Source organism: Streptomyces sp. NBC_00483 (genome assembly GCF_036013745.1).
Lineage (GTDB): Bacteria > Actinomycetota > Actinomycetes > Streptomycetales > Streptomycetaceae > Streptomyces.
In genome coordinates this window covers 2045768-2066127 of the sequence record NZ_CP107880.1, presented here as the reverse complement: position 1 = coordinate 2066127, position 20360 = coordinate 2045768, and the positions used below count along the sequence as shown (strand labels likewise).

Here is a 20360-nt window from a genome sequence, read left to right as displayed (position 1 = left end):
GGCGCCCGTCCGCTGCCCTTATGCCCGTGTGCTTGGCCCGGTTCGACTGGCGAGACTGGCGCCCGCCGGCCCCCGAGGGACACCCTGATCCGTCCTACGTCGAGTGGTACCTCGGTCTACTCGACTACCAGGCCGCGAAGGATGCGTGGCTGGCGGGTGAGCCGGTGCTGTTGCCTCCGGAGCGTCCGTTGCCCGCCCCGATCCCGTACACGGGCGTACTGACGCCGATCGGCGGCCAGCAGCGACCCCAGCAGGACGCTCCGGCAGATCCACAGGCTCGGTTCATCGCCACGTACCACCGGCGACGACGGTCGTAGCGACGGCCGAAGGCAACTCGCGCTCCCAGGCGGCCGGTTGAGCGCGAGCGGCGGCGGATTGGGCACCGCGCGGTCGTCATTGCGGAGGGCGTCGTAGTTGGGCGGCGCCCTCCGCCCCTTGGAGGAGAGTGCGGGATTCCCCGCAGGAGGAGGCTTTGTCATGGCGGAACCTAAGCGAATCAACCTGGCGAACGGGAAGGTGCGCTATCGCCTGATGGTCGACGCCGGCCGCGACGCGACCGGGAAGCGAATCCAGGTCACGGTCACTCGCGACACGATCAAGGAATGCCGGGCTGAGCGTGACCGGATCATGTACGAGCGGTCGGCCGGTACGTACATCGCGCCCAGCAAGCTGACGCTCCGGGAATGGCTCGACCAGTGGCTCGTCTACAAGGAGCGGGACGTCGAGCCGACGACGATCAGGAACTACCGGATGAGCCTGGCCCAGGTGTACGACCGTCTCGGGCACGTCCTCCTCCAAGAGCTCACCGAGGACATGGTCCAGGACTTCGTAGACACCGTCGTGCGGGAGGGGCGCCGCAAGGGCGGCGAGCCAGGTACCCGGCTGATGATCTCAACGGTCGAGGGTGTCCTGGTTCGGCTCCGCAGCGCGCTGGGGAGGGCCGTCATCCGCAGACTCGTCCCTGTGAATGTGGCGGCCGAGGTGCGGCCGTCGCTCGCCGACAAGAAGACGGACAAACGGGAGCGGCAGCGCGAGAAGCCATGGACCGTAGCCGAGGTGCAGACGTTCATCCGCGGCATCTCTGGGGACCGTCTATTCGCGCCGCTGCTGCTGTCGCTGATGGGGCTACGGCCGGCCGAGGTGTGCGGGCAGAGGTGGCGGGACGTCGACCTTGAGAACGGGCTGCTGCTCATCGCGATGACCCGGACCATGGTCGGCAACAAGACCGTGCTGGAGAAGGACACGAAGACCGCGGCCGGCGAGCGTGGCCTGCCCCTGCCCCGCGGGCCGTGGGAGGCGCTGAAGGCGTTCCGGCAGCTGCAGCTCGTCGAGGCTGAGCGGGCGGGCGAGGGCTACACGCTGAGTGGGTACGTCGTCGTCGACGAGCTCGGCCGTCCGATGAACACGCGGCACCTGCGCGAGTACGCCTACCGCCTGATGGCCAAGCACGGCCTGCGGAAGGTGCGCCTGTACGACGCGCGGCACGCCGTGCTGAAGGCCCTGGCTCTGTCAGGCGTCCCTGACGTCGTTCTCGCCGCGTGGGCCGGGCACACGAACGCGGCCTTCACTAAGCGCAAGTACGTGTCCATCGAGGCGGAGGACATGCGGGGCGCCGCGGCGGCGCTCGACGTGTTCCACGGCGTAGATCAACAAGCGGCTCTGTGAGAAAACGTGAGATTTGATCTCTCACACGCCTAGGTAAAGTCCCTTTGACCTGCTGTGATCTTTGGATCAGTAGAACAGTGGAGGGAGTTTACCGGGCGTCCCTACAGGCTCCGAACCGTCGTCGGAATGTAGGAACGTACAGGTCAGGGGTCCTGCCGTGGGGCTGGTGTCAAGCCCGTCCCGCTGCTTGGTACTGCTGTTTAGTATTGACGGCCTCTGTTTGGCGTGACTTAATTCCGCTCATGGTCGACAAGGAGCCGCCGGGGGAGCCGGTCGCCGGTGACGGCCCCAGCCGTCTGGTGGGGGCCGAGGTCAAGCGGCTGCGCACCGATCGCGGGCTGACGCTGCGGGTGCTCGCGGAACGCTGCGGGCTCTCGGCGGGCTTTCTCTCGCTGGCCGAGCGCGGCATCAACTCGCTCTCGCTCACCTCCCTCTTCGCGCTGGCCACCGCCCTGGACGTGGACGCGGTCGAACTGCTCGGCGCGGCCGGGCGTCGCGGCCGGCAGGAGTACGCGATCGCCCGGCACGACGACGCGGACGTCGCGCGGCTGGCGATGGGCGAGCGCGAGTACCGGGTGCTCACGGCCGAACTTCCGGACCAGCGCATCGAGACGCTGGCCATGAAGGTGCGTCCGACCGCGGAGCCCTCGCCCGTGACACAGCACGAGGGCGAGGAGTTCTGCTACGTGCTCCGTGGTGAGCTGACGTTCCTGCTGCCGGACGAGACCGCGGTGCTCGGTGCGGGCGACGCGATCCACTTCAAGTCCCGTGTCCCGCACGCCATTCACAACCGCGGCACCGACGTCGCGGAGGTGCTCTGGACGGTCGACCGCCCGCTGTTGCGACGCCCCGACGGCACCACCCCCTGCTGATCCCTGCTGAACGCGCCTTCTGCCCTGTCGTGCACGCCACCCGTCGAGAGGCGGCCATGAGCGAACTGACGAAAGCCACGCAGGCTCCACCCGGCGACCGCGCCTTCTTCGGTCACCCGCGCAGCCTGGCCACCCTGTTCTCCCTGGAGATGTGGGAGCGGTTCTCGTACTACGGGATGTCCGCGATCCTCCTCTACTACCTGTACGACCGGACCTCCGACGGCGGGCTCGGCCTCGACAAGCCGACGGCCGCGGCCCTGGTGTCCGTGTACGGCGCCCTCGTCTTCATGTCCGGAGTCCTCGGCGGCTGGCTCGCCGACCGGCTGCTCGGCATGCGCCGCGCGGTGCTGGTCGGGGGCGTGGCCATCATGTGCGGCCATCTGGCGCTCGCCATACCCGGCGGGCTGCCCGCGCTGCTGGTGTCGATGCTCCTCATCGTGCTCGGCACCGGCCTCCTGAAGCCCAACGTGTCAAGCCTGGTGGGGGAGTTGTACGCCCCGACGGACAGCCGCCGCGACGCCGGGTTCTCCCTCTTCTACATGGGCATCAACCTGGGCGCCTTCATCGCTCCGTACCTCGTGGGCACCCTCGGGCAACAGGTCGACTACCACCTCGGGTTCGCCCTCGCGGCGGTCGGCATGGCCGCAGGACTCGTGGGCTACGTCCGCGGACGGGCGCGCCTCGGCGGGGCGGGGGAGGCCCCCACGAATCCCCTGCGGGCGGACGAGCGGGGCCAGTTGGTGCTGCGCACGGCCGCGGGTGTCGCGGCGGTCGCCGTCGTGGTCGCGGTGCTCGGTGCCGCCGGCTCACTGACCGTTGACGCTCTGATCAACGCGGTGTCGGTGCTCGCGGTGCTGCTGCCGGCGGGCTACCTGGTCATGATGCTGCGCAGCCCGCACACCGACGCCGTGGAGCGGTCCCGTCTGATCGCCTACGTTCCGCTGTTCATCGGTGCCGTGTGCTACTGGGTGGTGAACGAGCAGACCGGTTCGGTCCTCGCCCAATTCGCCGACCAGCGCACCGACTTGGAGATCCTGGGCTTCGCGATCCCGTCGTCGTGGTTCCAGTCCCTGAACCCCATTGCCACGCTCGTCCTGGCCCCGCTCTTCGCCTGGCTGTGGATCAAGTGGGGCGACCGACAGCCGTCCACACCGCGCAAGTTCGGCACCGGACTGCTGCTCGGCGGCGCCTCGTTCGTGCTGATGGCCGGGCCCGGTCTGCTGAACGGCGTGGACGAACCCGCCAGTCCGTGGTGGCTCGTCCTGAGCTACGTAGTGGTGATCTGCGGATCGATGTGCCTGTCGCCCGTGGGCCTCTCGGCCACCACCAAGCTCGCGCCGCGCGCCTTCCTGGCACAGATGATGAGCCTGTGGTTCCTGGCCTCCGCGGCGGCGGGCGGCATCAACGCGCAGCTGGTGCGGCTCTACAGCCCCGCGACGGAGGTGCGGTACTTCGCCGGGGTCGGCGCGGTCGTCATGGGAGCAGGCGTTGTCATGCACCTGATGACTCCGTGGGTGCGGAGGCGGATGGGAGGCGTGCGGTGAGCTTCGTGCGGTGAGCTGAAGCTGGTGGAGCGAGAAGGCGAACGGGAAGTCGAGCGAGAAGTCGAACGAGAAGGAGCACGCATGCGCACAGTGATCGTCGGCAGCGGTATCGCCGGTGCGGCCGCCGGGTACGAACTGGCCCGGAACGGGGTCGACGTGACCCTGGTGGACTCCCGGATCGAGGGCCGCGCCACGTCCGCGGGCGCCGGCATCATCTGCCCGTGGTCGTCCCGGGTCGACGACCCGGACTGGTACCGCTTCGCGGTCGCGGGGGCGGAGTACTACGAGGAACTGCGCGCGGGCCTCGCCGCCGACGGAGAGACGGACCTCGGGTACCGGAAGGTCGGCTCGCTGCGGCTCACCACCGAGGGTGAGGCGGAGGACGTGCTGCGGCGCGTGTCCGAGCGTGCGGCCACGTCCCCGCTGGCGGGCGACGTGGAGCTGGTCGACGCGCGCCGGGCCCGCGAGCTCTTCCCGCCGCTCGGGCACGAGGGGCCCGCCCTGCACATCCCCGGCGCGGCACGCCTCGACGGCCGTCTGGTGCGGGACGCGATGTGCCGGGCGGCGGCGCGGCACGGCGCCCGGATCGTCGAGGGCACGGCCGCGCTCGTCGCGGACGGGGCCGACGGAGCGGTGCGCGGCGTGCGGGTCGACGGAGAGACCATCGGCGCGGACTCCGTGATCGTGGCGGCCGGCGCCTGGGCGCCCGAACTGCTCGAACCGCTCGGCGTGCACGTACGGGTCGAGCCGCAGCGCGGCCAGATCATGCACCTGCGCCTGCCGGGCGCGGACACCATGAACTGGCCGGTCGTGCTGCCGATGTCCCGGCACTACCTGCTGGCCTTCGACGACTCGCGGGTCGTGGTCGGCGCCACCCGCGAGGACGGCGCCGGATTCGACCACCGGGTCACCGCGGCCGGCATGAAGGAGGTGCTCGACGAGGCGCTGGGGGTCGCCCCCGGCCTCGCGGACGCCACGCACGTGGAGACCCGCATCGGGTTCCGCCCGGTGGGACCCGACATCCGCCCGCTGCTCGGCGCGGTCCCGAAGGTCCCCGGCCTGGTCGTGGTCAACGGCCTCGGCGCGTCCGGCCTCACCATGGGCCCGTACGCGGGCTCGGTCGCGGCCCGTCTGGCGCGCGGGGCGGAGCCGGGGACGGACCTCACGGCGTTCGACCCGCTGCGCTGAGCATCCCAACGGGCATGCGGGGCTGGGGAGTTGTCCGGCAGCGCCTCAGTCCCCGGACTCCCCGTCCCCGGTGGCCAGCACCGTCGTACGGAACGACGCGACGACCGGCCGCAGGTCGATCCGGTGCCATGTGGCCCACAGCCGAACGGACCTTTGGAACCAGGGGAGTTCGCGCACGGTGATCCCCGCCGTGCGGCCGGTCAGCATGCTCCGCTGGACGAACGCCATGCCGAGCCCCGACGCCACAAGCCCCACCGCCGTGAGCGGTTCGGGGGCCTCGAAGCGGATGTCCGGGGTGAACCCGGCGGCGGCGCAGGCCGCGACGAAGTCGTCCCGCCAGACGTGGTCCTGACCGTCCTCGACCGCGACCCACGGCAGACCGTCGAGGTCCTCGGGCCGCACCTCGCCCGCGTCCGCCAGCGGATGGGTGCTGGGGACGGCCAGCAGCAGCGGGTCCTCCAGGAGGAGCGCGCTGCGCAGGTCCGGATCGTCCTCGGGCGGCGCCTCAGGGGCCAGGGCGATGTCGAGGCTGCGCTGGCGCAGGCCCTCGAACTGCTCGTGCGCGGTCATGTCGTAGAGCGCGACGTGGATGCCGGGGCGCTCCTCGTTGAGGGAGCGCAGCGCCCTGGGCAGCAGGCCGGTGTGCATGGCGTCGCCGACGTAGCCGACGCACAGGCCGCCCTCCTCGCCGCGGCCGAGACGGCGGCCGAGGTTCTCCAGGCGGGCGGCGTGCCGCAGCAGGGCCGTCGCCTCGGTGAGGAAGACGCGGCCGTCGGAGGTGAGCCGGATGCGCTGCTGGCTGCGCTCGAACAGGGTCAGGCCGAGGCCCTTCTCCAGCTGAGCGATCTGCCGGCTCAGCGGCGACTGCGAGATGTGCAGCCGCTCGGCGGCACGGCCGACGTGCTCCTCCTCGGCCACGGCCACGAAATAGCGAAGTTGTCGCAGGTCAAGCATGTTGGACCTCGGGGGACTCAAGTATGTCCAAGTGAGTCTTGGACAGTCTTACCCATCGATCCTAACCTCGGAGGAGCAAGAGGCGCGGAGCAGGAGAAACCCAAAGAAATCTCCGCAAAGCCGCGCACACAGCAGTAGGCGTACAGCACCAAGGCAAGGAACGATCTCCATGGGTATCAAGTCCCTCCTCCCCGGCCGGCTCGGCTTCGGCACCGCTCCCCTCGGCAACATGTTCCGCGCGATCCCCGACGACGAGGCCCGCGCCACCGTCGAGGCGGCCTGGGACCACGGCATCCGCTACTTCGACACCGCCCCCTTCTACGGCGCGGGCCTGGCCGAGGAGCGCCTGGGCGAGGTCCTGTCCACCAAGCCGCGCGACTCCTACGTGCTGTCGACCAAGGTCGGCCGCGTCATCCTCGACGAGCACGCGACGGACGTCCCCGACTTCGGCGAGAAGGGCGGCCTGTTCGAGCACGGCAACCCGAACAAGATCCTCCACGAGTGGACCGCCGACGCCACCGAGCGCTCCATCGAGGGCAGCCTCAAGCGCCTCGGCACCGACCGCCTCGACATCGTCTGGGTCCACGACATCGCGCAGGACTTCCACGGCGACCAGTGGATCCAGAAGTTCGAGGAGGCCCGCACCGGCGCCTTCCGCGTCCTGTCCCGGCTGCGCGACGAGGGCGTCATCAAGGCCTGGGGCCTCGGCGTCAACAAGACCGAGCCCATCGAGCTGACCCTCGCCCTCGACGAGCCGCAGCCCGACGGTTTCCTGCTCGCCGGCCGCTACACCCTCCTCGACCACGAGCACGCCCTCACGCGCCTGCTCCCGATGGCCCAGGAACAGGGCGTCGACCTGGTCGCCGGCGGCCCCTACAGCTCCGGGATCCTCGCCGGTGGCACCCACTTCGAGTACGCGGAGGCGCCCGCCGAGATCATCGAGCGCGTCGGCCGGCTCAAGGCCCTCACCGAGAAGCACGGCATCGGCATCAAGTCCGCCGCCCTGCAGTTCTCCCTGGCCCACCCGGCCTCCGCCGCCGTCATCCCCGGCGCCACCCGCCCCAGCCGCATCGCCGAGGACACCGCCGCCCTCGCCGAGGAGATCCCGGCCGCGTTCTGGACCGAGCTGCGCGCCGAGGGCCTCGTCAGCCCGGCCGCCCCGCTCCCCAACAACGCCTGAACCACCACCAGTTGACCGTGAAAGAGAGGCCCGTCATGGCTTCCACCACCGCATCCCTCGACATCCCGCAGAGCCCCGACCGCGTCTGGCGGCTCATCGGCGGCTTCGACTCGCTGCCGGACTGGCTCCCGTACATCCCGAAGAGCGAACTCGGTGAGGGCGGCCGCGTGCGCCACCTCACCAACGCGGACGGCGGCGTCATCGTCGAGCGGCTCGTCGAGTTCAACGAGGCCGAGCGCCACTACAGCTACGCCATCGAGCAGGCCCCGTTCCCTGTCACCGGCTACCTCTCCACCCTGACGGTGCACGCCGTCCCCGGCCGCCCGGACGCCTCCCGCGTCGAGTGGTCCGGCTCGTTCACCCCGGTCGGTGTGAGCGACGCCGAGGTCGAGGAGCTCTTCCACGGCATCTACGTCGACGGGCTGGCCGCGCTCCTGGAGACCGTCCAGGCCTGACGGACACGCAGACGCCGGGTGCCGGAGGCGGAATGCCTCCGGCACCCGGCGATCCGTATCCTTGCCTCGACCCGACCCGGAGGTAAGGACACATGGCGCGGCGGCCGACCGTCACCAGCGTGCAGATCGCCCGCGAGGCCGGAGTGGCGCAGTCGACCGTCTCCCGCGTCCTGAACGGCGGGAGCGTCGCGCCCGAGACGCGCCGCCGCGTGCTCGAAGTGGTCGCCAAGTACGACTTCCAGCCCAGCCAGGCCGCGCGCAGCCTCGTGGGCTCACGCTCCGGCCTGATCGGCGTGGTCATCCGCGATCTGACCAACCCGTTCTACCCGGTCATGGTCAAGGCGATGGAGCGCGTCCTGCACGAGCAGGGCATGCGCCTGACCTTGGTCACGGACGTGATGACGGCGGAGGAGGGGCTCGCGCAGCTGCGCCGCGAGGGTGTCGACGGGGTCGTGTTCACCTCGGCGCTTCAGGACGAGCCGCTGGCGCACCGCACGGCCGGGCACGGCATCCCCGTCGTGCTGGTCCACCGCACTCTCGACGACTTCCCCGCCGACCAGGTCGAGGCCGACAACCCGACCGCGGGCGAGCTCGCGGCCGAGCATCTGCTGGGCCTCGGGCACCGGCGGATCGCGATGGTCTGCGGTCTGGCCCGATCGAGCACGGCCCAGCAGCGCGGCCGCGGATTCCGCGACCGGGTGCGGGCCGCCGGCGGCGTCGCCCTCACCGAGATCGACGGCGATTACGACTACGACACCGCCTACGCGACGGTGCGGGCGCTGCTCGCCACCCCCGAGCGGCCGACGGCGCTCTACTGCCACAACGACATCATGGCGTACGCGGCGCTGAACGCCGCCGCGGCCGAAGGCGTGGACGTGCCGGGCGAGTTGAGTGTGGTGGGCTGCGACGACGTGCCGCTCTCCGCGTGGGAGCGCATCGATCTGACGACCGTGCGCCAGCCGCTGGAGCGGATCGCGCAGGTCGGCGTGGAGCTGCTGCTCGGCCGGCTCGAGGACCCCGAGCTGCCGCACCGGCACGAGGTGCTGCCGGTGGAGTTCGTCGGACGCTCGACCACGGGCCCGGCGCAGATCCCTTCGTAAATCCCTCTCGAGATTCCTCTTGAGATCCCTCTTGACCGTTCAACCCTTCGTCTTCCATTCTATGGATACGTATCCAATGGATACGTATCCATAACGAGTGAGGAGCTGGGCGTGTCCCGCACCATCAAGGCCGCCACCACCCCGTCCACCGCGCCGTCCGGCAACGACACCGTCGGGCAGGCCGTCCGCGAGCTGATCGCCGACGTGCGCGGCCGCGGCGACGCGGCCGTCCGTGAACTGTCGGCGCGCTTCGACCGCTGGGAGCCGGAGTCCTTCCGCCTGGACGGCGAGCGGCTCACCGAGATCATCGGCACGCTCGACCCCCAGGTGATCGAGGACATCAAGACGGTCCAGGCCAACGTCCGCCGGTTCGCCGAGGCGCAGCGCGACTCGATGTCCGAGATCGAGATCGAGACCGCCCCGGGCGTCTTCCTCGGTCACCGGCACGTGCCGGTGCAGTCCGTCGGCGCCTACATCCCCGGCGGCCGCTACCCGCTGACCGCCTCCGCGCACATGACGATCGTGACGGCGAAGGCCGCCGGTGTGCCGCGCGTCGTCGCCTGCACGCCGCCGATCCGCGGCGAGATCCCCGCCGCGACCATCGCCGCCATGCACTTCGCGGGCGCCGACGAGATCTACGTCCTCGGCGGTGTGCAGGCGGTCGCCGCGATGGCCGTCGGCACGGAGACCGTCAAGCCGGTCGACATGCTCGCGGGGCCCGGTAACGCGTACGTCGCCGAGGCCAAGCGCCAGCTGTTCGGCGAGGTCGGCATCGACCTGTTCGCCGGGCCGACCGAGATCCTGGTCGTCGCGGACGACGACGCCGACCCGTTCGTCGCGGCCGTCGACCTGCTCTCGCAGGCCGAGCACGGCCCTGACTCGCCCGCCGCCCTGGTGACGACGAGTCAGCGGGTCGCCGACGAGGTGCAGCGGCACATCGACGAGATCCTGCCCGGCATGCAGACCGGCGACATCGCGGGCCCGGCCTGGCGCGACCACGGCCAGATCATCCTGGTCGACGGCCTCGACGAGGCCTACCGCGTCGCCGACGGCTTCGCGTACGAGCACGTGCAGATCCTCACCGAGAACCCCCGCGAGGCCCTGGACAAGATGCACGCCTACGGCGCCCTGTTCCTCGGCGAGGGCACCTGCGTGTCCTACGGCGACAAGGTGATCGGCACCAACCACGTGCTGCCCACCCGCGGCGCCGCCCGCTACACCGGCGGCCTGTGGGTCGGCATGTACCTGCGCACCGTCACGTACCAGGAGGTGCGCGAGGAGAAGTCCTCCGCCGAGCTGGGGGAGCTGTGCGGCCGCGCGGCCCGCGTCGAGCTGTTCGAGGGGCACGCCCGCTCCGGCGACGTCCGCGCCGCCAAGTACGCCGGCGCCACGCTGCCGTGGACCGACCACTACGAGTCCGCCCGCTCCTGACCCCACAGGGTCGCCCCGCTCACCCCCGATCAACGGAGATCCCATGGCCACCGCCGCCACCCCGACACCGGAGCAACTCCGGCGCCGGTCACTGCAGTCCGGCACCATCGGTGCGATCGTCGAGTGGTACGAGTACACGATCTACGGCACCGCAGCGGCGCTTGTGTTCGGGCACCTGTTCTTCCCGAACCTGTCGCCCGGCATCGGCCAGATCGTCTCGCTCGCCTCGTTCGGCGTGGGGTTCCTGGCCCGCCCGATCGGCGCGTTCGTCGCCGGACACCTCGGGGACCGGATCGGCCGCAAGTCCACGCTGATCCTCACGTTCTCGATCATGACGGTGGCCACGGCGGCGATCGGCCTCGTGCCGACCTACGACCAAATAGGCGTCGCGGCACCGCTGTTGCTGTGCGTGCTGCGGCTCGCGCAGGGTTTCGCCGTGGGTGGCGAGTGGGGCGGGGCGGCCATCGTCGCCGTCGAGAACGCACCGAAGAAGCGGCGCGGCTACTTCGGCTCCTGGCCGCAGATCGGGGTCTCGGCAGGCCTGCTGCTCGGCACGGCCGCGGTGTCGCTCGCGTCGTGGCTCTCCGGTGACGCCTTCGACGAGTGGGGCTGGCGACTGCCGTTCCTGCTCAGCGTGATCCTCGCCGCCGTCGGCTTCTTCATCCGCCTGCGGGCCACCGAGAGCCCGGCGTTCCTTGAAGAGAAGCGCAAGATGGACGCCGAGCTGGAGCGCCGCAAGGCGCCCGCGGCGGTCGTCTTCCGCGACCACCGCAAGGCCCTGCTGATCACGGTCTTCGGCCGCTTCGCCGAGGCCGGGAACTACTACCTGTTCACGACCTTCATCCTGTCCTACGTCACCACCACCCTCGGCGCGCCGAAGAGCTACGGCCTGACGGCGTCGATGATCGGCGCCGCGGTGAACATCGTGATGATCCCGGTGTTCGGGGCCGTCTCCGACCGCATCGGACGCGTCCGCACCTTCCTCATCGGCGGCGCGCTGATCGTGGTCACGACCTGGCCGGTCTTCGCGCTGGTGCACACCGGGCAGCTGTGGGCGATCGTCGCGGGAGTGGTGCTGTTCCTCGCCCTCGGCCACGCCATGGTGTACGCGCCGCTGCCCGCCCTGTACTGCGAGATGTTCCCCACGGCGGTCCGCTACTCGGGCATCTCCATCGGGTACCAGATGGCCTCGATCCTGCTGGCGAGCTTCACTCCGGCGCTGGCCGGCGCGATGGTGCTGTGGGCCGACGGGGGCCTCTGGATGGTGATCGCGTTCGCCATCGTGACGACGGTGATCGCCATGGTGGCCATCGCGTTCGCGCCGGACCTGCGGGACCGGGAGCTGGCGGAGGTCGGCGCGGCGCAGGAGCGGGACGCGCAGCCCGTGCCCGCGCACTGACCGGCCCTACGTGAAGGCCCGCTGCATGGCGCCGAGTTCGCTCAGCAGGTCCATGGCGCGGGGCCAACGTCCGTAACCGGAGGCGGGGTTGAGGTGGCCCACCGGGCCGAGGTCCACGAGGCGGCTGCCCCAGTAGGCGGCCAGGGAACTCGCCCGGTCGAAGGAGGCCAAGGGGTCGTTCCTGCTCGCGGCGACGATGCTCGGGAAGGGGAGCCGCTCGCGCGGGACCGGTGACCAGCCGTGCTCGCGCAGCTCCTTGCGGGAGGGGTAGCCGTCGGGCAGTTCGGCGTCGAAGTCGGGTGGGGCGGCGAGCAGCGCTCCGACGACGCGTGCGCGGTGCTGCCGTGCCCAGTGGACGGTGGTCAGCACGCCCGCGCTGTGCGCCACCAGGAGGACGGGTCCGGGCGTGTCCATCAACTCCCGTTGCAGTGCCGTCACTTGAGAGGCGCGGCTGAGGCGGTCGCGTTCCAGTGGTGGGACGGTGCGGGAGCGGGGGAGTTCGTGGGCGAGGTGGGTCTGCCAGTGGTCCGGGACGTGGTCCCGCAGGCCGGGGACGATCACCACGGTGGGCTGTTCCGGGTTGTTCATGTTGTTCTTGCTGCTCAGGTATTTCATGTTGCTCACGTTGTTCATGGGGAGGGCTCCAGGGAGGTCGATCGGCGCAGGTCCTTCTCGTATGTGCTTCTGCCGATGGCGAAGGCCGTGGCGCCCAGGAGCGCGACCAGCGGGATCACGCGCAGCGCTCCGCCCAGGCCCAGGTGGTCGGCGAGCATGCCGGTCAGGGCGGGGCCGGGCGCCAGGCCGATGAGGCTGTTGGCGAGGGTGAGCGTGGCGAGCGCCGTCGCCGCGATGGCGGCGGGCGTCAGGCTCGCCACCATCGCCGCCGCGGGGCCCGACGTGCCACCCGCGAGCAGTGTGCCGAGGCCGACGAGCACGAGCTGTGCCGGTCCGGTCGGCAGCAGGAAACCGGTGGTCAGGAGGGTCAGTGAGCCGAGGCTGCAGACGATGGCCACGCTCCAGTTGCGGATCGGCGCCGCACGGCTGAGCCGGTCGGCGACGGCGCCGCAGGCGATCATCCCGATCCCGCCGATGAGGGCGAACACCCCCGCCGCCAGGCCCGCCTTGCTCGTCGGCAGCCCGTACGCCCGGTCCAGATAGCTGGGCATCCACGTCAGCAGCGCCATCGCCAGGAACATCTGCAGACCGCTGCCGACGTAGGCGCAGATGACCGAGACCGAGTTGAAAAGGTGGGGCAACTGCGGGCGGACCGGCGCGCGTTGGGTGCGTCCGGAGCGCCGCTCGGCGCCGCCGATCCGTCGCTCCTTGACGACGAGTCCGTAGACGACCGTGAGCACGAGCCCGTACAGGCCCATCACGCCGAACGCCCAGCGCCAGCCGTGCGCCTGCGCCACGACGCCGCCGACCGAGACACCGAGGACGGACCCGAACGACCCCCCGGCCATGAACGCGCCGGCCAGCGTCGCCCGCAGGGCCACGGGGAAGACGCTGAGCACGACCGCGATGCCGACGCTGCCGTACGCCGCCTCTCCGATGCCGACCACGAAGCGGGCCAGGAACATCTCGCCGTAGCCCGCCGCGACGGCGCAGCCCAGGGTCGCCAGGCTCCACATCGACGCGGCCGCGACCAGGATCCGCACCCGCCCCCACCGGTCCGCGAGCAGGGACAGCGGGAACGTCAGCACGCCGACCATGAGGGCGACGACGCCGCTCAAGGTGCCCAACTGGCCGTCGGACAGCAGCCATTGGGCCTTGAGCATCGGGAAGACGGCGTTGAGCACCTGCCGCGACATGTAGTCGGACAGCAGCAGCGCGAAACTCAGCGCGAACACCAGCCACGCGTAACGACGCGACACGACCGGAGGGGAGTCCACGGCCCCCGACGTCAGTACGGCCCCGGCCATCAGAACGGTCGGTCGCCGGTGATGCCGGCGCGCTCCATGCGGCGCACGGCGGGCCAGTAGTCCTGGACGGCGTAGTGCTGGGTCGAGCGGTTGTCCCAGATCGCGACCGAGTCCGGGCTCCAGCGCCAGCGCACCTGGTACTCGGGGACGGCCGCCTGACTGATCAGATACCGCAGGAGGTCCGCGGCGCCGGGCGCGTAGTCCTGGCCGAAGCGCACGTTCTCGGGCCGGTGGTAGTTCACGAAGTGCGTGGTGAACGCGTTGACGAAGAGGATCTTCTCGCCGGTCTCCGGGTGTGTGCGCACCACCGGGTGTTCCGCGTCGGGGAAGCGTTCCTTGAGCGCGTGCCGCTCCGCCGTCGGCAGGGCCGCGCCGAACGTCGCCTCGATGCTGTGCCGGGCGCGCAGCCCCTCGATACGCTGCTTGACCCGATCGGGCAGCCGTCGGTACGCCTCGGCCATGTCGATCCACATGGTGTCGCCGCCGACCGCCGGGCCCTCGACGCAGCGCAGCACCGCGCCCATGGGCGGGCACTCGCGCCACGTCGCGTCGCAGTGCAGGGCGTTCTCGTAGTGCTCGGGCTTGCTGTCGAGGTCCTTGTAGATGCGGACGAGGCCGGGGTGCTCGGGGTCGCTGCCCGCCACCGGATGGTCCTCGAGCGGGCCGAAGCGGGAGGCGAAGGTGACGTGTTCGGCCCGCGACATGTCCTGGTCGCGCAGGAACAACACCTTGTACTTCAGGAGGAGTTGACGGATCTCGGCGAACAGCTCCTCGTCGCGGGCCGCGTCGCTGAGCTGAACGCCGTGCAGCTCGGCGCCGAGTGTGCAGGTCAGGGGTTCGACGGTGAGGGCGGTACGGACAGGCATGGGTACTCCCGGAGAAGCGCGGAGAGGTTCGGAGGAGGTTCAGAGGACGAAGACGGACGAGCCCGTCGTGCGGCCCGACTCCAGGGCGCGGTGCGCGTCCACAGCGTCCGGCAGCGCGAACCGCTGCGGGATCCGGACCGTGATCCGGCCGGCCGCCACGTGGTCGAACAACTCACCGGCGAGGGCGGACCGTTCGGCCGGATCCGCGATGTAGTCGGCGAGCGCGGGCCGCGTCACGAACAGCGAGCCGTGGACGGCCAGTTGCATGGCGTCCAGCGGTGGCACACCCGACGCCGTGCCGAAGCACACCAGCAGTCCGCGGCGGCGCAGCGAGGCCATCGACGCCTCGACGGTGTCCTTGCCGATGCTGTCGAGGACGAGCGGAACGCCTTCTCCGTCAGTGAGTTCACGGACCCGCTCCGCGACGTTCTCGCGCCGGTACAGGATGGTGTGGTCGCAGCCGTGCTCGCGAGCGACGGCCGCCTTCTCCTCCGTGGAGACCGTGCCGATGACCCTGATGCCGAGCAGCTTCGCCCACTGGGTGAGGATCAGCCCGACGCCACCGGCCGCCGCGTGCAGCAGGATCGTGTCGCCCGCCTCCAACGGATGGATGCGGCGCAGCAGATACGCGGAGGTCAGGCCGCGCATGGTCATGGCGGCGGCCGTGTCGAAGCCGATGCCGTCCGGCAACTTGATCAGGGAGCCGGTCGGCATGACGCGTTCGGTGCTGTACGCGCCGAGCGGGCTTCCCGTGTACGTGACCCGGTCGCCCGCGGCGAACTCCGTCACGCCCGGCCCCACGGCCAGGATCACGCCCGCGCCCTCGACGCCGAGCCCCGCGGGCAGCGGCGCCGGGTACAGCCCGGTGCGGAAGTAGGTGTCGGCGAAGTTCAGGCCGACCGCCTGATGCCGGATGCGCACCTCGCCGGGGCCCGGGGCGCCCACCGCGACCTGTTCCCAGCGCAGCACATCGGGGCCGCCGGTCTCGTGGAAGCGGACCGCGTACGCCATCAGTGCTTGCCCTCGGTCGCGACGGGACGCAGCATCGAACCCCGTTGCCCGGGGCGGCGGTTGGGCACCATGCCGAGCTGCGCGAGGGTCTCGTCCGTGCCGTCGTACCACTCGCCGAGCCGGTAGATCTCCCGCGCCTCGGGCCCGGAGGCCACCTCGCGGCCGACCGCGTCGGCGATCCGCACCATCTGCTCGACCTGCTGCACCGACGACATCCGCTCGCCCTTGCGGCTCCACAGGTTGTCCTCGTTGCCGACGCGGACGTGCGCGCCGAGCGCGATCCCGACCGCGTTCATGGGAGCCACCGCGCGCATCGACGCCTCGATGGTGAGCACCGCGCCGTCCGGCACGCGACGGATGAACTCGACCAGGTCGGCGGGGTGCCGGCCCGCGAACCCGCCGCCGATCGCCACGTAGTTGAGGACGAGCGGGCCGTGGTACTCGCCCTTGCGGATGAGGCGCTCGACCGTCTCCAGCTGGGAGAGGTTGGCGAGCTGGAAGTGCGGCTGGATGCCGTTCGCCCGCAGCCGCTTCAGGTGCTCCAGATAGAACTCCGGTCCCGCCTCGACGACCATGTCCCGGTACGCCTTGTAGTAGCCCGGCTTGGCGATGGACGTGCCCTCGATGTCGGCGTCGTCGAAGATCTCGACGATGTTCATCTGGTTGGTGTTGATCGCGATGGTGACCTGGTCGGGGCTCGGCGAGACCTCCGCCAGCATGTGGCGGGTGTCGTAACTGAGCCACTGCGCGTCGCCGCCCTCGTCCTCGGGGGCGAAGGAGATCGAACCGCCGATCTGGAGCACCATGTCCGGTACGGCCTCGCGCAGCCGGCCCATCAGCTCGTTGAACATCGACAGGCGCTTCGAGCCGTGCCCGTCCAGTTCGCGTACGTGGATGTGCAGCACGGTGGCGCCGGCGTTGTAGCAGTCCACGGCGGCCTGCACGTGCTCGTCCATGGTCATCGGCAGGTCGTCGGCGTCGCCGGGCAGCCACTCGGGGCCGTACGGCGCGGCCTGGATCACCAGCTTCTGCTGGTTCTCGGGGTAGAGGGAGTCATCGTGGAAATGCATGGTTTTACGCCCTTTCGGTGCGGTTTCTCGCCTACCACCGCCACGTTAAGGACGGGTTACGTGGCCCGCTTAACCGAAAGGGACAGCCAACTTGTCACTTGGGGACAGGAGTTGATCTCCCCGCTGGTTCCGATCTCCCCGCTGTCTCCGAACTCCCCGTACGTTCCGAACTCCCCGTACGCCGGGCCCGCCAGGCCCGCGGCGTGCAGCCGAACTGCTCGCGGAACCACCGCGAGAAGCCGCTGGGCGCGGAGAAGCCGAGGAGGAGCGAGACCTCGGTCAGCGGCTGCCGCGGATTCGCCACCAACTGCTCGGCGAGGCGGGCGCGGGTGGCGTTGAGCAGCGAGGAGAACGTGTGCCCCGCCGACGCCAGATGCCGGTGCACCGTCCTGCGGTCCACACCGAGGCTGTGCGCGACCTCCTCGATGGAGCAGCGCCCCGTCGGCAGCAGCGCCTCGATCAACTCCCGCACCTGGTCGACGAGGGCGGCCCCGCGCGGCTCGGTGACCGAGTCGAAGTACTGGCGGGCGTAGGCGTGCAGGAGCGGGTCCGAGTGCGGGTTGGGGGCGTCGAGGTCACGCGCGTGCAGCACCAGGCCGTTGAACGCACGGCCGAACTCCACGGCGGGGCCGAACAGGCGGTGGTGTGTGCCGGGTTCGGTGGGCGCCGGGTGTGTGAAGCAGATGGCGGCGGGGCGGCAGCGGTCGCCCAGGATCTCCCGAACGACGTGGTGGAAGACGCCCACGGCCAGCTCCGTCGCCTGCCGCGCGGGCGTCGGCTCACCCGATTCGAGCCACACCTTCAGCACCGACCGCCCCTCCGACTCGTCGAGCCGGCCGTGCAGCATCTCGTTGTACGCGTCCTCGTGGCGGATCAGCAGATCGAGCGCGCTGCGCAGCGTCGGCTCCTCGCGCGCCACCAGGCTGATCGGTCCCAGGTTCGCGAACCGTCGCCGTCCGGCGAGCAGTAGCCCGAAGTCCTCGCGGCCCGCCACGGCGGCCGACCGTTCGAGCAGCCGGGTCACGGCGGGCCCGGGGATCCACCGGTCCTGTACGGAGAGTTCGGCGGGGCGCAGGCCCACCTCGCGCAGCAGCGGTTCCGGCGCGATGCCGAGCGAGCGGGCGAGCGGGACGTAGCCGCTGAGCGCGGCGCTGCGGACGCGGGGCTTCATGGGCACGCTCCTTGCCTGTCCCCGTTGGATAAGTCGCACGTCACGAGGAGGCAAGCGGGGGACCGGACCGCGACCTAGCGTTGCAGCGCCGCGACGGTCCCCGAGGCCACCCGGTCACGGAGTTACCGAACGCCAGGAAACCGGCCGGACAGCGCGTTGACAAGGCACCGGCCGAAGATCAGCCCTCGAAGGAGCCGCATGACCAACCTTGCCACCCTCCTCGTCGCAGCCGCCCGGGAGCACGGCGACCGGCCGGCCGTGCGGCAGGGCGGGGACCGTCTCACGTACGAGGAGCTGGGCGACGCATGTGCCCGGTTCGCCGCGCTGCTGGGGGAGTGGGGCGTGCGGGCCGGTGACCGGGTGGCCATGGCCGTGCCCAATGTCGTCGACTTCCCTGTCGCCTACTACGGCATCCTCGCCGCGGGCGCCGTGGTGGTCCCGCTGAACCCGCTGCTGAAGTCCCGGGAATTCGCCCACGTGCTGGGGGACTGCGAGCCCCGTGCCGTGGTGACGGTGGCAGCGTGTGCGGACGAGGTCGCTGCCGCCGCCGCGCCGACGGGCACGCCCTGTCTGACCGTGGGGACGGAGGAGTTCACCCAACTGCTGTGCGGTACCGAGCCATTGAGGTCGATCGTCGAGCGTGCCGACCACGACACGGCCGTGATCCTCTACACCTCGGGGACGACCGGAGCGCCCAAAGGGGCCGAGCTCACCCATCGCAATCTCGCCGCCAACGCGCGCACCGTCGCGCGCGACATCCTCCGGATCGGCCGGGACGACGTGGTCTTCGGCGGGCTCCCGCTGTTCCACGCGTTCGGCCAGACCTGCGCGCTCAACGCCGCCGTGAGCGCGGGCGCGACGCTCACCCTGCTGCCCCGGTTCGACGCCGGGGCGGCGCTGGAGGCCATGGCACGCGACGGAGTCACGCTCTTCCTCGGTGTGCCGACGATGTACGCGGCCCTGCTCCATGGAGGCGTGGGGGTACGGCCCGGAAGGCTGCGGCTCGCCGTCTCGGGCGGCGCCTCCCTGCCGGTCCACACGCTGCACGCCTTCGAGCGCGCGTACGGGGTGCCGATCCTGGAGGGCTACGGGCTGTCCGAGACGTCCCCGGTCGCCACGTTCAACCCGCCGGACGGGCCCCGCCGACCCGGCTCGATCGGGCTGCCGGTCGACGGCGTCGCGCTCCGCCTCCTCGACGACGCCGGGCAGCCCGTCGAGGCCGGCGAGGTGGGCGAGATCGTGATCCGCGGCGACAACGTCATGAAGGGCTACTGGAACCGCGCGGCGGCGACCCGCGAGGCCTTCACGGACGGCTGGCTGCGCACCGGGGACCTCGCCCGCGTCGACGACGACGGCTACTACTACGTCGTCGACCGGAAGAAGGACCTCATCATCCGCTCCGGCTACAACGTCTACCCGCGGGAGATCGAGGAAGTGCTCCACGAGCATCCCGCCGTCGCGGAGGCCGCCGTGCTCGGCGTCCCGCACGAGACCCACGGCGAGGAGGTCGTCGCCGTCGTCAGCCTGCGCGCCGGCGAGCGCGCCGAGGCCGACGCCATACGGGAGTTCGTCCGGGAACGGGTCGCCGCCTACAAGTACCCGCGCCGCGTGCGGATCGTGGCCGCCCTGCCGAAGGGAGCGACCGGCAAGATCCTCAAGCGCGAGCTGGCGGACTAGTTGAGCTCGTCCGGGTGCGGACCCGTGCGCAGGTCGCGGTCGAGGGTGGCGATGGAGGCAAGCTCGTCGTCCGTGAGCGTGAAGTCGAAGACGTCGAGGTTCTCGCGGATGCGGGCCGGCGTCACGGACTTGGGGATCACGACGTTGCCGAGCTGGAGGTGCCAGCGCAGCACGACCTGGGCGGGCGACTTGCCGTGTCGGGCGGCGATGGTGGTGATCGCCTCGTCGCCGAGGACCGCGCCCTGCGCGAGCGGGCTCCACGCCTCGGTGGCGATGCCGAGGTCGGCGTGCACGGCGCGCAGCTCGCTCTGCTGGAGGCCCGGGTGCAGCTCGACCTGGTTCACGGCGGGTACGAGCGGCGAGTCCGCGAGGAGCCGCTCGAGGTGCGCGGGCTGGAAGTTGGAGACGCCCGCGGCCCGGATCCGGCCGTCGGCGACCAGCTTCTCGATGGCCTTCCAGGTCTCGCGGTAGAGGTCGCGCTCCGGGGTCGGCCAGTGGATGAGGTAGAGGTCGACGTAGTCGAGGCCCAGCTTCTCCAGCGAGGCGTCGAAGGCCGCGAGCGTGGCGTCGTAGCCCTGGTCGGCGTTCCACAGCTTGGTCGTGATGAACAGGTCCTCGCGGGCGATGCCGGAGGTGGCGAGCGCGCGGCCGACGCCGGTCTCGTTCCCGTAGATCGCCGCGGTGTCGATGCTGCGGTAACCGGCCTCGAGCGCGGCGGTCACGGCCGCGGTGGTCTCGTCGTCCGGCACCTGGAAGACGCCGAAGCCCAGCTGGGGGATCTCGACGCCGTTGTTGAGGGTGACGGTGGGGATGGTGGACGGTGCCATGGTGTGGGTGGCCTCTCGGGTGGTACGG

General features: G+C 70.9%; 19 protein-coding genes. 11 read left to right on the top strand and 8 right to left on the bottom strand.

What is annotated here, in order from left to right; genetic code table 11:
* Nucleotides 1-20: 20 nt before the first annotated feature.
* The 5 genes from OHA73_RS08905 to OHA73_RS08885 all read left to right on the top strand — a co-directional run bounded on the left by OHA73_RS08905 (nt 21) and on the right by OHA73_RS08885 (nt 5269).
* Nucleotides 21-317, top strand: coding sequence for a hypothetical protein (locus OHA73_RS08905; protein WP_327654769.1), 297 nt, complete (start codon nt 21-23; stop codon nt 315-317).
* A 160-nt stretch (nt 318-477) separates the two neighbouring features.
* Complete coding sequence (locus OHA73_RS08900; protein WP_327654768.1) at nt 478-1665, top strand: site-specific integrase; 1188 nt, start codon at nt 478-480, stop codon at nt 1663-1665.
* A gap of 242 nt (nt 1666-1907) precedes the next feature.
* On the top strand, nt 1908-2537 hold the full coding sequence (locus OHA73_RS08895; RefSeq protein ID WP_327654767.1) for a helix-turn-helix domain-containing protein: 630 nt from the start codon (nt 1908-1910) through the stop codon (nt 2535-2537).
* Nucleotides 2538-2593: 56 nt separating this feature from the next.
* Entirely contained in the window at nt 2594-4081 is a 1488-nt protein-coding gene (locus OHA73_RS08890; RefSeq protein ID WP_327654766.1) for a peptide MFS transporter, read from the top strand.
* A gap of 81 nt (nt 4082-4162) precedes the next feature.
* The gene (locus tag OHA73_RS08885) at nt 4163-5269 is read left to right on the top strand and encodes an NAD(P)/FAD-dependent oxidoreductase (protein WP_327654765.1); all 1107 of its coding nucleotides are present in this window, start codon (nt 4163-4165) and stop codon (nt 5267-5269) included.
* Between the two features lie 45 nt (nt 5270-5314).
* Here OHA73_RS08885 and OHA73_RS08880 read toward each other — a convergent pair whose 3' ends face one another.
* Nucleotides 5315-6223, bottom strand: coding sequence for a LysR substrate-binding domain-containing protein (locus OHA73_RS08880; RefSeq protein WP_267071270.1), 909 nt, complete (start codon nt 6221-6223; stop codon nt 5315-5317).
* A 169-nt stretch (nt 6224-6392) separates the two neighbouring features.
* Here OHA73_RS08880 and OHA73_RS08875 point away from each other — a divergent pair, with 169 nt between their 5' ends.
* The 5 genes from OHA73_RS08875 to OHA73_RS08855 all read left to right on the top strand — a co-directional run bounded on the left by OHA73_RS08875 (nt 6393) and on the right by OHA73_RS08855 (nt 11788).
* Entirely contained in the window at nt 6393-7403 is a 1011-nt protein-coding gene (locus OHA73_RS08875; protein ID WP_327654764.1) for an aldo/keto reductase, read from the top strand.
* A 35-nt stretch (nt 7404-7438) separates the two neighbouring features.
* Nucleotides 7439-7858 (top strand): SRPBCC family protein, encoded by a 420-nt coding sequence (locus OHA73_RS08870; protein ID WP_327654763.1) that lies wholly within the window; start codon nt 7439-7441, stop codon nt 7856-7858.
* A 92-nt stretch (nt 7859-7950) separates the two neighbouring features.
* Nucleotides 7951-8958, top strand: a complete 1008-nt coding sequence (locus OHA73_RS08865) for a LacI family DNA-binding transcriptional regulator (protein WP_327654762.1) — start codon at nt 7951-7953, stop codon at nt 8956-8958.
* Nucleotides 8959-9069: 111 nt separating this feature from the next.
* Entirely contained in the window at nt 9070-10389 is a 1320-nt protein-coding gene (gene hisD, locus OHA73_RS08860) for a histidinol dehydrogenase (RefSeq protein ID WP_327654761.1), read from the top strand.
* 43 nt (nt 10390-10432) lie between these two features.
* Nucleotides 10433-11788: an MFS transporter gene (locus OHA73_RS08855; RefSeq protein WP_327654760.1), complete on the top strand. Its 1356-nt coding sequence runs from the start codon at nt 10433-10435 to the stop codon at nt 11786-11788.
* Between the two features lie 6 nt (nt 11789-11794).
* Here OHA73_RS08855 and OHA73_RS08850 read toward each other — a convergent pair whose 3' ends face one another.
* The 6 genes from OHA73_RS08850 to OHA73_RS08825 all read right to left on the bottom strand — a co-directional run bounded on the left by OHA73_RS08850 (nt 11795) and on the right by OHA73_RS08825 (nt 17828).
* Nucleotides 11795-12421: an RBBP9/YdeN family alpha/beta hydrolase gene (locus OHA73_RS08850; protein WP_327654759.1), complete on the bottom strand. Its 627-nt coding sequence runs from the start codon at nt 12419-12421 to the stop codon at nt 11795-11797.
* Entirely contained in the window at nt 12418-13662 is a 1245-nt protein-coding gene (locus tag OHA73_RS08845; RefSeq protein ID WP_327654758.1) for an MFS transporter, read from the bottom strand. The genes OHA73_RS08850 and OHA73_RS08845 overlap by 4 nt, the downstream gene beginning before the upstream one ends.
* 47 nt (nt 13663-13709) lie before the next feature.
* Nucleotides 13710-14576 carry a TauD/TfdA dioxygenase family protein gene (locus OHA73_RS08840; protein WP_327654757.1) on the bottom strand — a complete coding sequence of 289 codons (867 nt, stop codon included), beginning with the start codon at nt 14574-14576 and terminating at the stop codon, nt 13710-13712.
* A gap of 39 nt (nt 14577-14615) precedes the next feature.
* Nucleotides 14616-15587: a quinone oxidoreductase family protein gene (locus OHA73_RS08835; protein WP_267071277.1), complete on the bottom strand. Its 972-nt coding sequence runs from the start codon at nt 15585-15587 to the stop codon at nt 14616-14618.
* The gene (locus OHA73_RS08830; protein WP_266722254.1) at nt 15587-16657 is read right to left on the bottom strand and encodes a 3-keto-5-aminohexanoate cleavage protein; all 1071 of its coding nucleotides are present in this window, start codon (nt 16655-16657) and stop codon (nt 15587-15589) included. The genes OHA73_RS08835 and OHA73_RS08830 overlap by 1 nt, the downstream gene beginning before the upstream one ends.
* A 94-nt stretch (nt 16658-16751) precedes the next feature.
* Nucleotides 16752-17828: an AraC family transcriptional regulator gene (locus OHA73_RS08825; RefSeq protein ID WP_267071278.1), complete on the bottom strand. Its 1077-nt coding sequence runs from the start codon at nt 17826-17828 to the stop codon at nt 16752-16754.
* Between the two features lie 198 nt (nt 17829-18026).
* On the opposite strand from OHA73_RS08825, the gene OHA73_RS08820 reads away from it, so the two are divergent.
* Nucleotides 18027-19505, top strand: a complete 1479-nt coding sequence (locus tag OHA73_RS08820) for a long-chain-fatty-acid--CoA ligase (RefSeq protein WP_327654756.1) — start codon at nt 18027-18029, stop codon at nt 19503-19505.
* Here OHA73_RS08820 and OHA73_RS08815 read toward each other — a convergent pair.
* Nucleotides 19502-20332 (bottom strand): aldo/keto reductase, encoded by an 831-nt coding sequence (locus tag OHA73_RS08815; RefSeq protein WP_266722260.1) that lies wholly within the window; start codon nt 20330-20332, stop codon nt 19502-19504. The two genes, OHA73_RS08820 and OHA73_RS08815, sit on opposite strands and share 4 nt — an antisense overlap.
* Between the last annotated feature and the right edge of the window lie 28 nt (nt 20333-20360).

Coding starts and splice junctions, on each gene's coding strand:
- OHA73_RS08905 (WP_327654769.1), top strand. CDS start 21: ATGCCCGTGTGCTTGGCCCGGTTCGACTGGCGAGACTGGCGCCCGCCG.
- OHA73_RS08900 (WP_327654768.1), top strand. CDS start 478: ATGGCGGAACCTAAGCGAATCAACCTGGCGAACGGGAAGGTGCGCTAT.
- OHA73_RS08895 (WP_327654767.1), top strand. CDS start 1,908: ATGGTCGACAAGGAGCCGCCGGGGGAGCCGGTCGCCGGTGACGGCCCC.
- OHA73_RS08890 (WP_327654766.1), top strand. CDS start 2,594: ATGAGCGAACTGACGAAAGCCACGCAGGCTCCACCCGGCGACCGCGCC.
- OHA73_RS08885 (WP_327654765.1), top strand. CDS start 4,163: ATGCGCACAGTGATCGTCGGCAGCGGTATCGCCGGTGCGGCCGCCGGG.
- OHA73_RS08880 (WP_267071270.1), bottom strand. CDS start 6,223: ATGCTTGACCTGCGACAACTTCGCTATTTCGTGGCCGTGGCCGAGGAG.
- OHA73_RS08875 (WP_327654764.1), top strand. CDS start 6,393: ATGGGTATCAAGTCCCTCCTCCCCGGCCGGCTCGGCTTCGGCACCGCT.
- OHA73_RS08870 (WP_327654763.1), top strand. CDS start 7,439: ATGGCTTCCACCACCGCATCCCTCGACATCCCGCAGAGCCCCGACCGC.
- OHA73_RS08865 (WP_327654762.1), top strand. CDS start 7,951: ATGGCGCGGCGGCCGACCGTCACCAGCGTGCAGATCGCCCGCGAGGCC.
- OHA73_RS08855 (WP_327654760.1), top strand. CDS start 10,433: ATGGCCACCGCCGCCACCCCGACACCGGAGCAACTCCGGCGCCGGTCA.
- OHA73_RS08850 (WP_327654759.1), bottom strand. CDS start 12,421: ATGAACAACGTGAGCAACATGAAATACCTGAGCAGCAAGAACAACATG.
- OHA73_RS08840 (WP_327654757.1), bottom strand. CDS start 14,576: ATGCCTGTCCGTACCGCCCTCACCGTCGAACCCCTGACCTGCACACTC.
- OHA73_RS08835 (WP_267071277.1), bottom strand. CDS start 15,587: ATGGCGTACGCGGTCCGCTTCCACGAGACCGGCGGCCCCGATGTGCTG.
- OHA73_RS08830 (WP_266722254.1), bottom strand. CDS start 16,657: ATGCATTTCCACGATGACTCCCTCTACCCCGAGAACCAGCAGAAGCTG.
- OHA73_RS08825 (WP_267071278.1), bottom strand. CDS start 17,828: ATGAAGCCCCGCGTCCGCAGCGCCGCGCTCAGCGGCTACGTCCCGCTC.
- OHA73_RS08820 (WP_327654756.1), top strand. CDS start 18,027: ATGACCAACCTTGCCACCCTCCTCGTCGCAGCCGCCCGGGAGCACGGC.
- OHA73_RS08815 (WP_266722260.1), bottom strand. CDS start 20,332: ATGGCACCGTCCACCATCCCCACCGTCACCCTCAACAACGGCGTCGAG.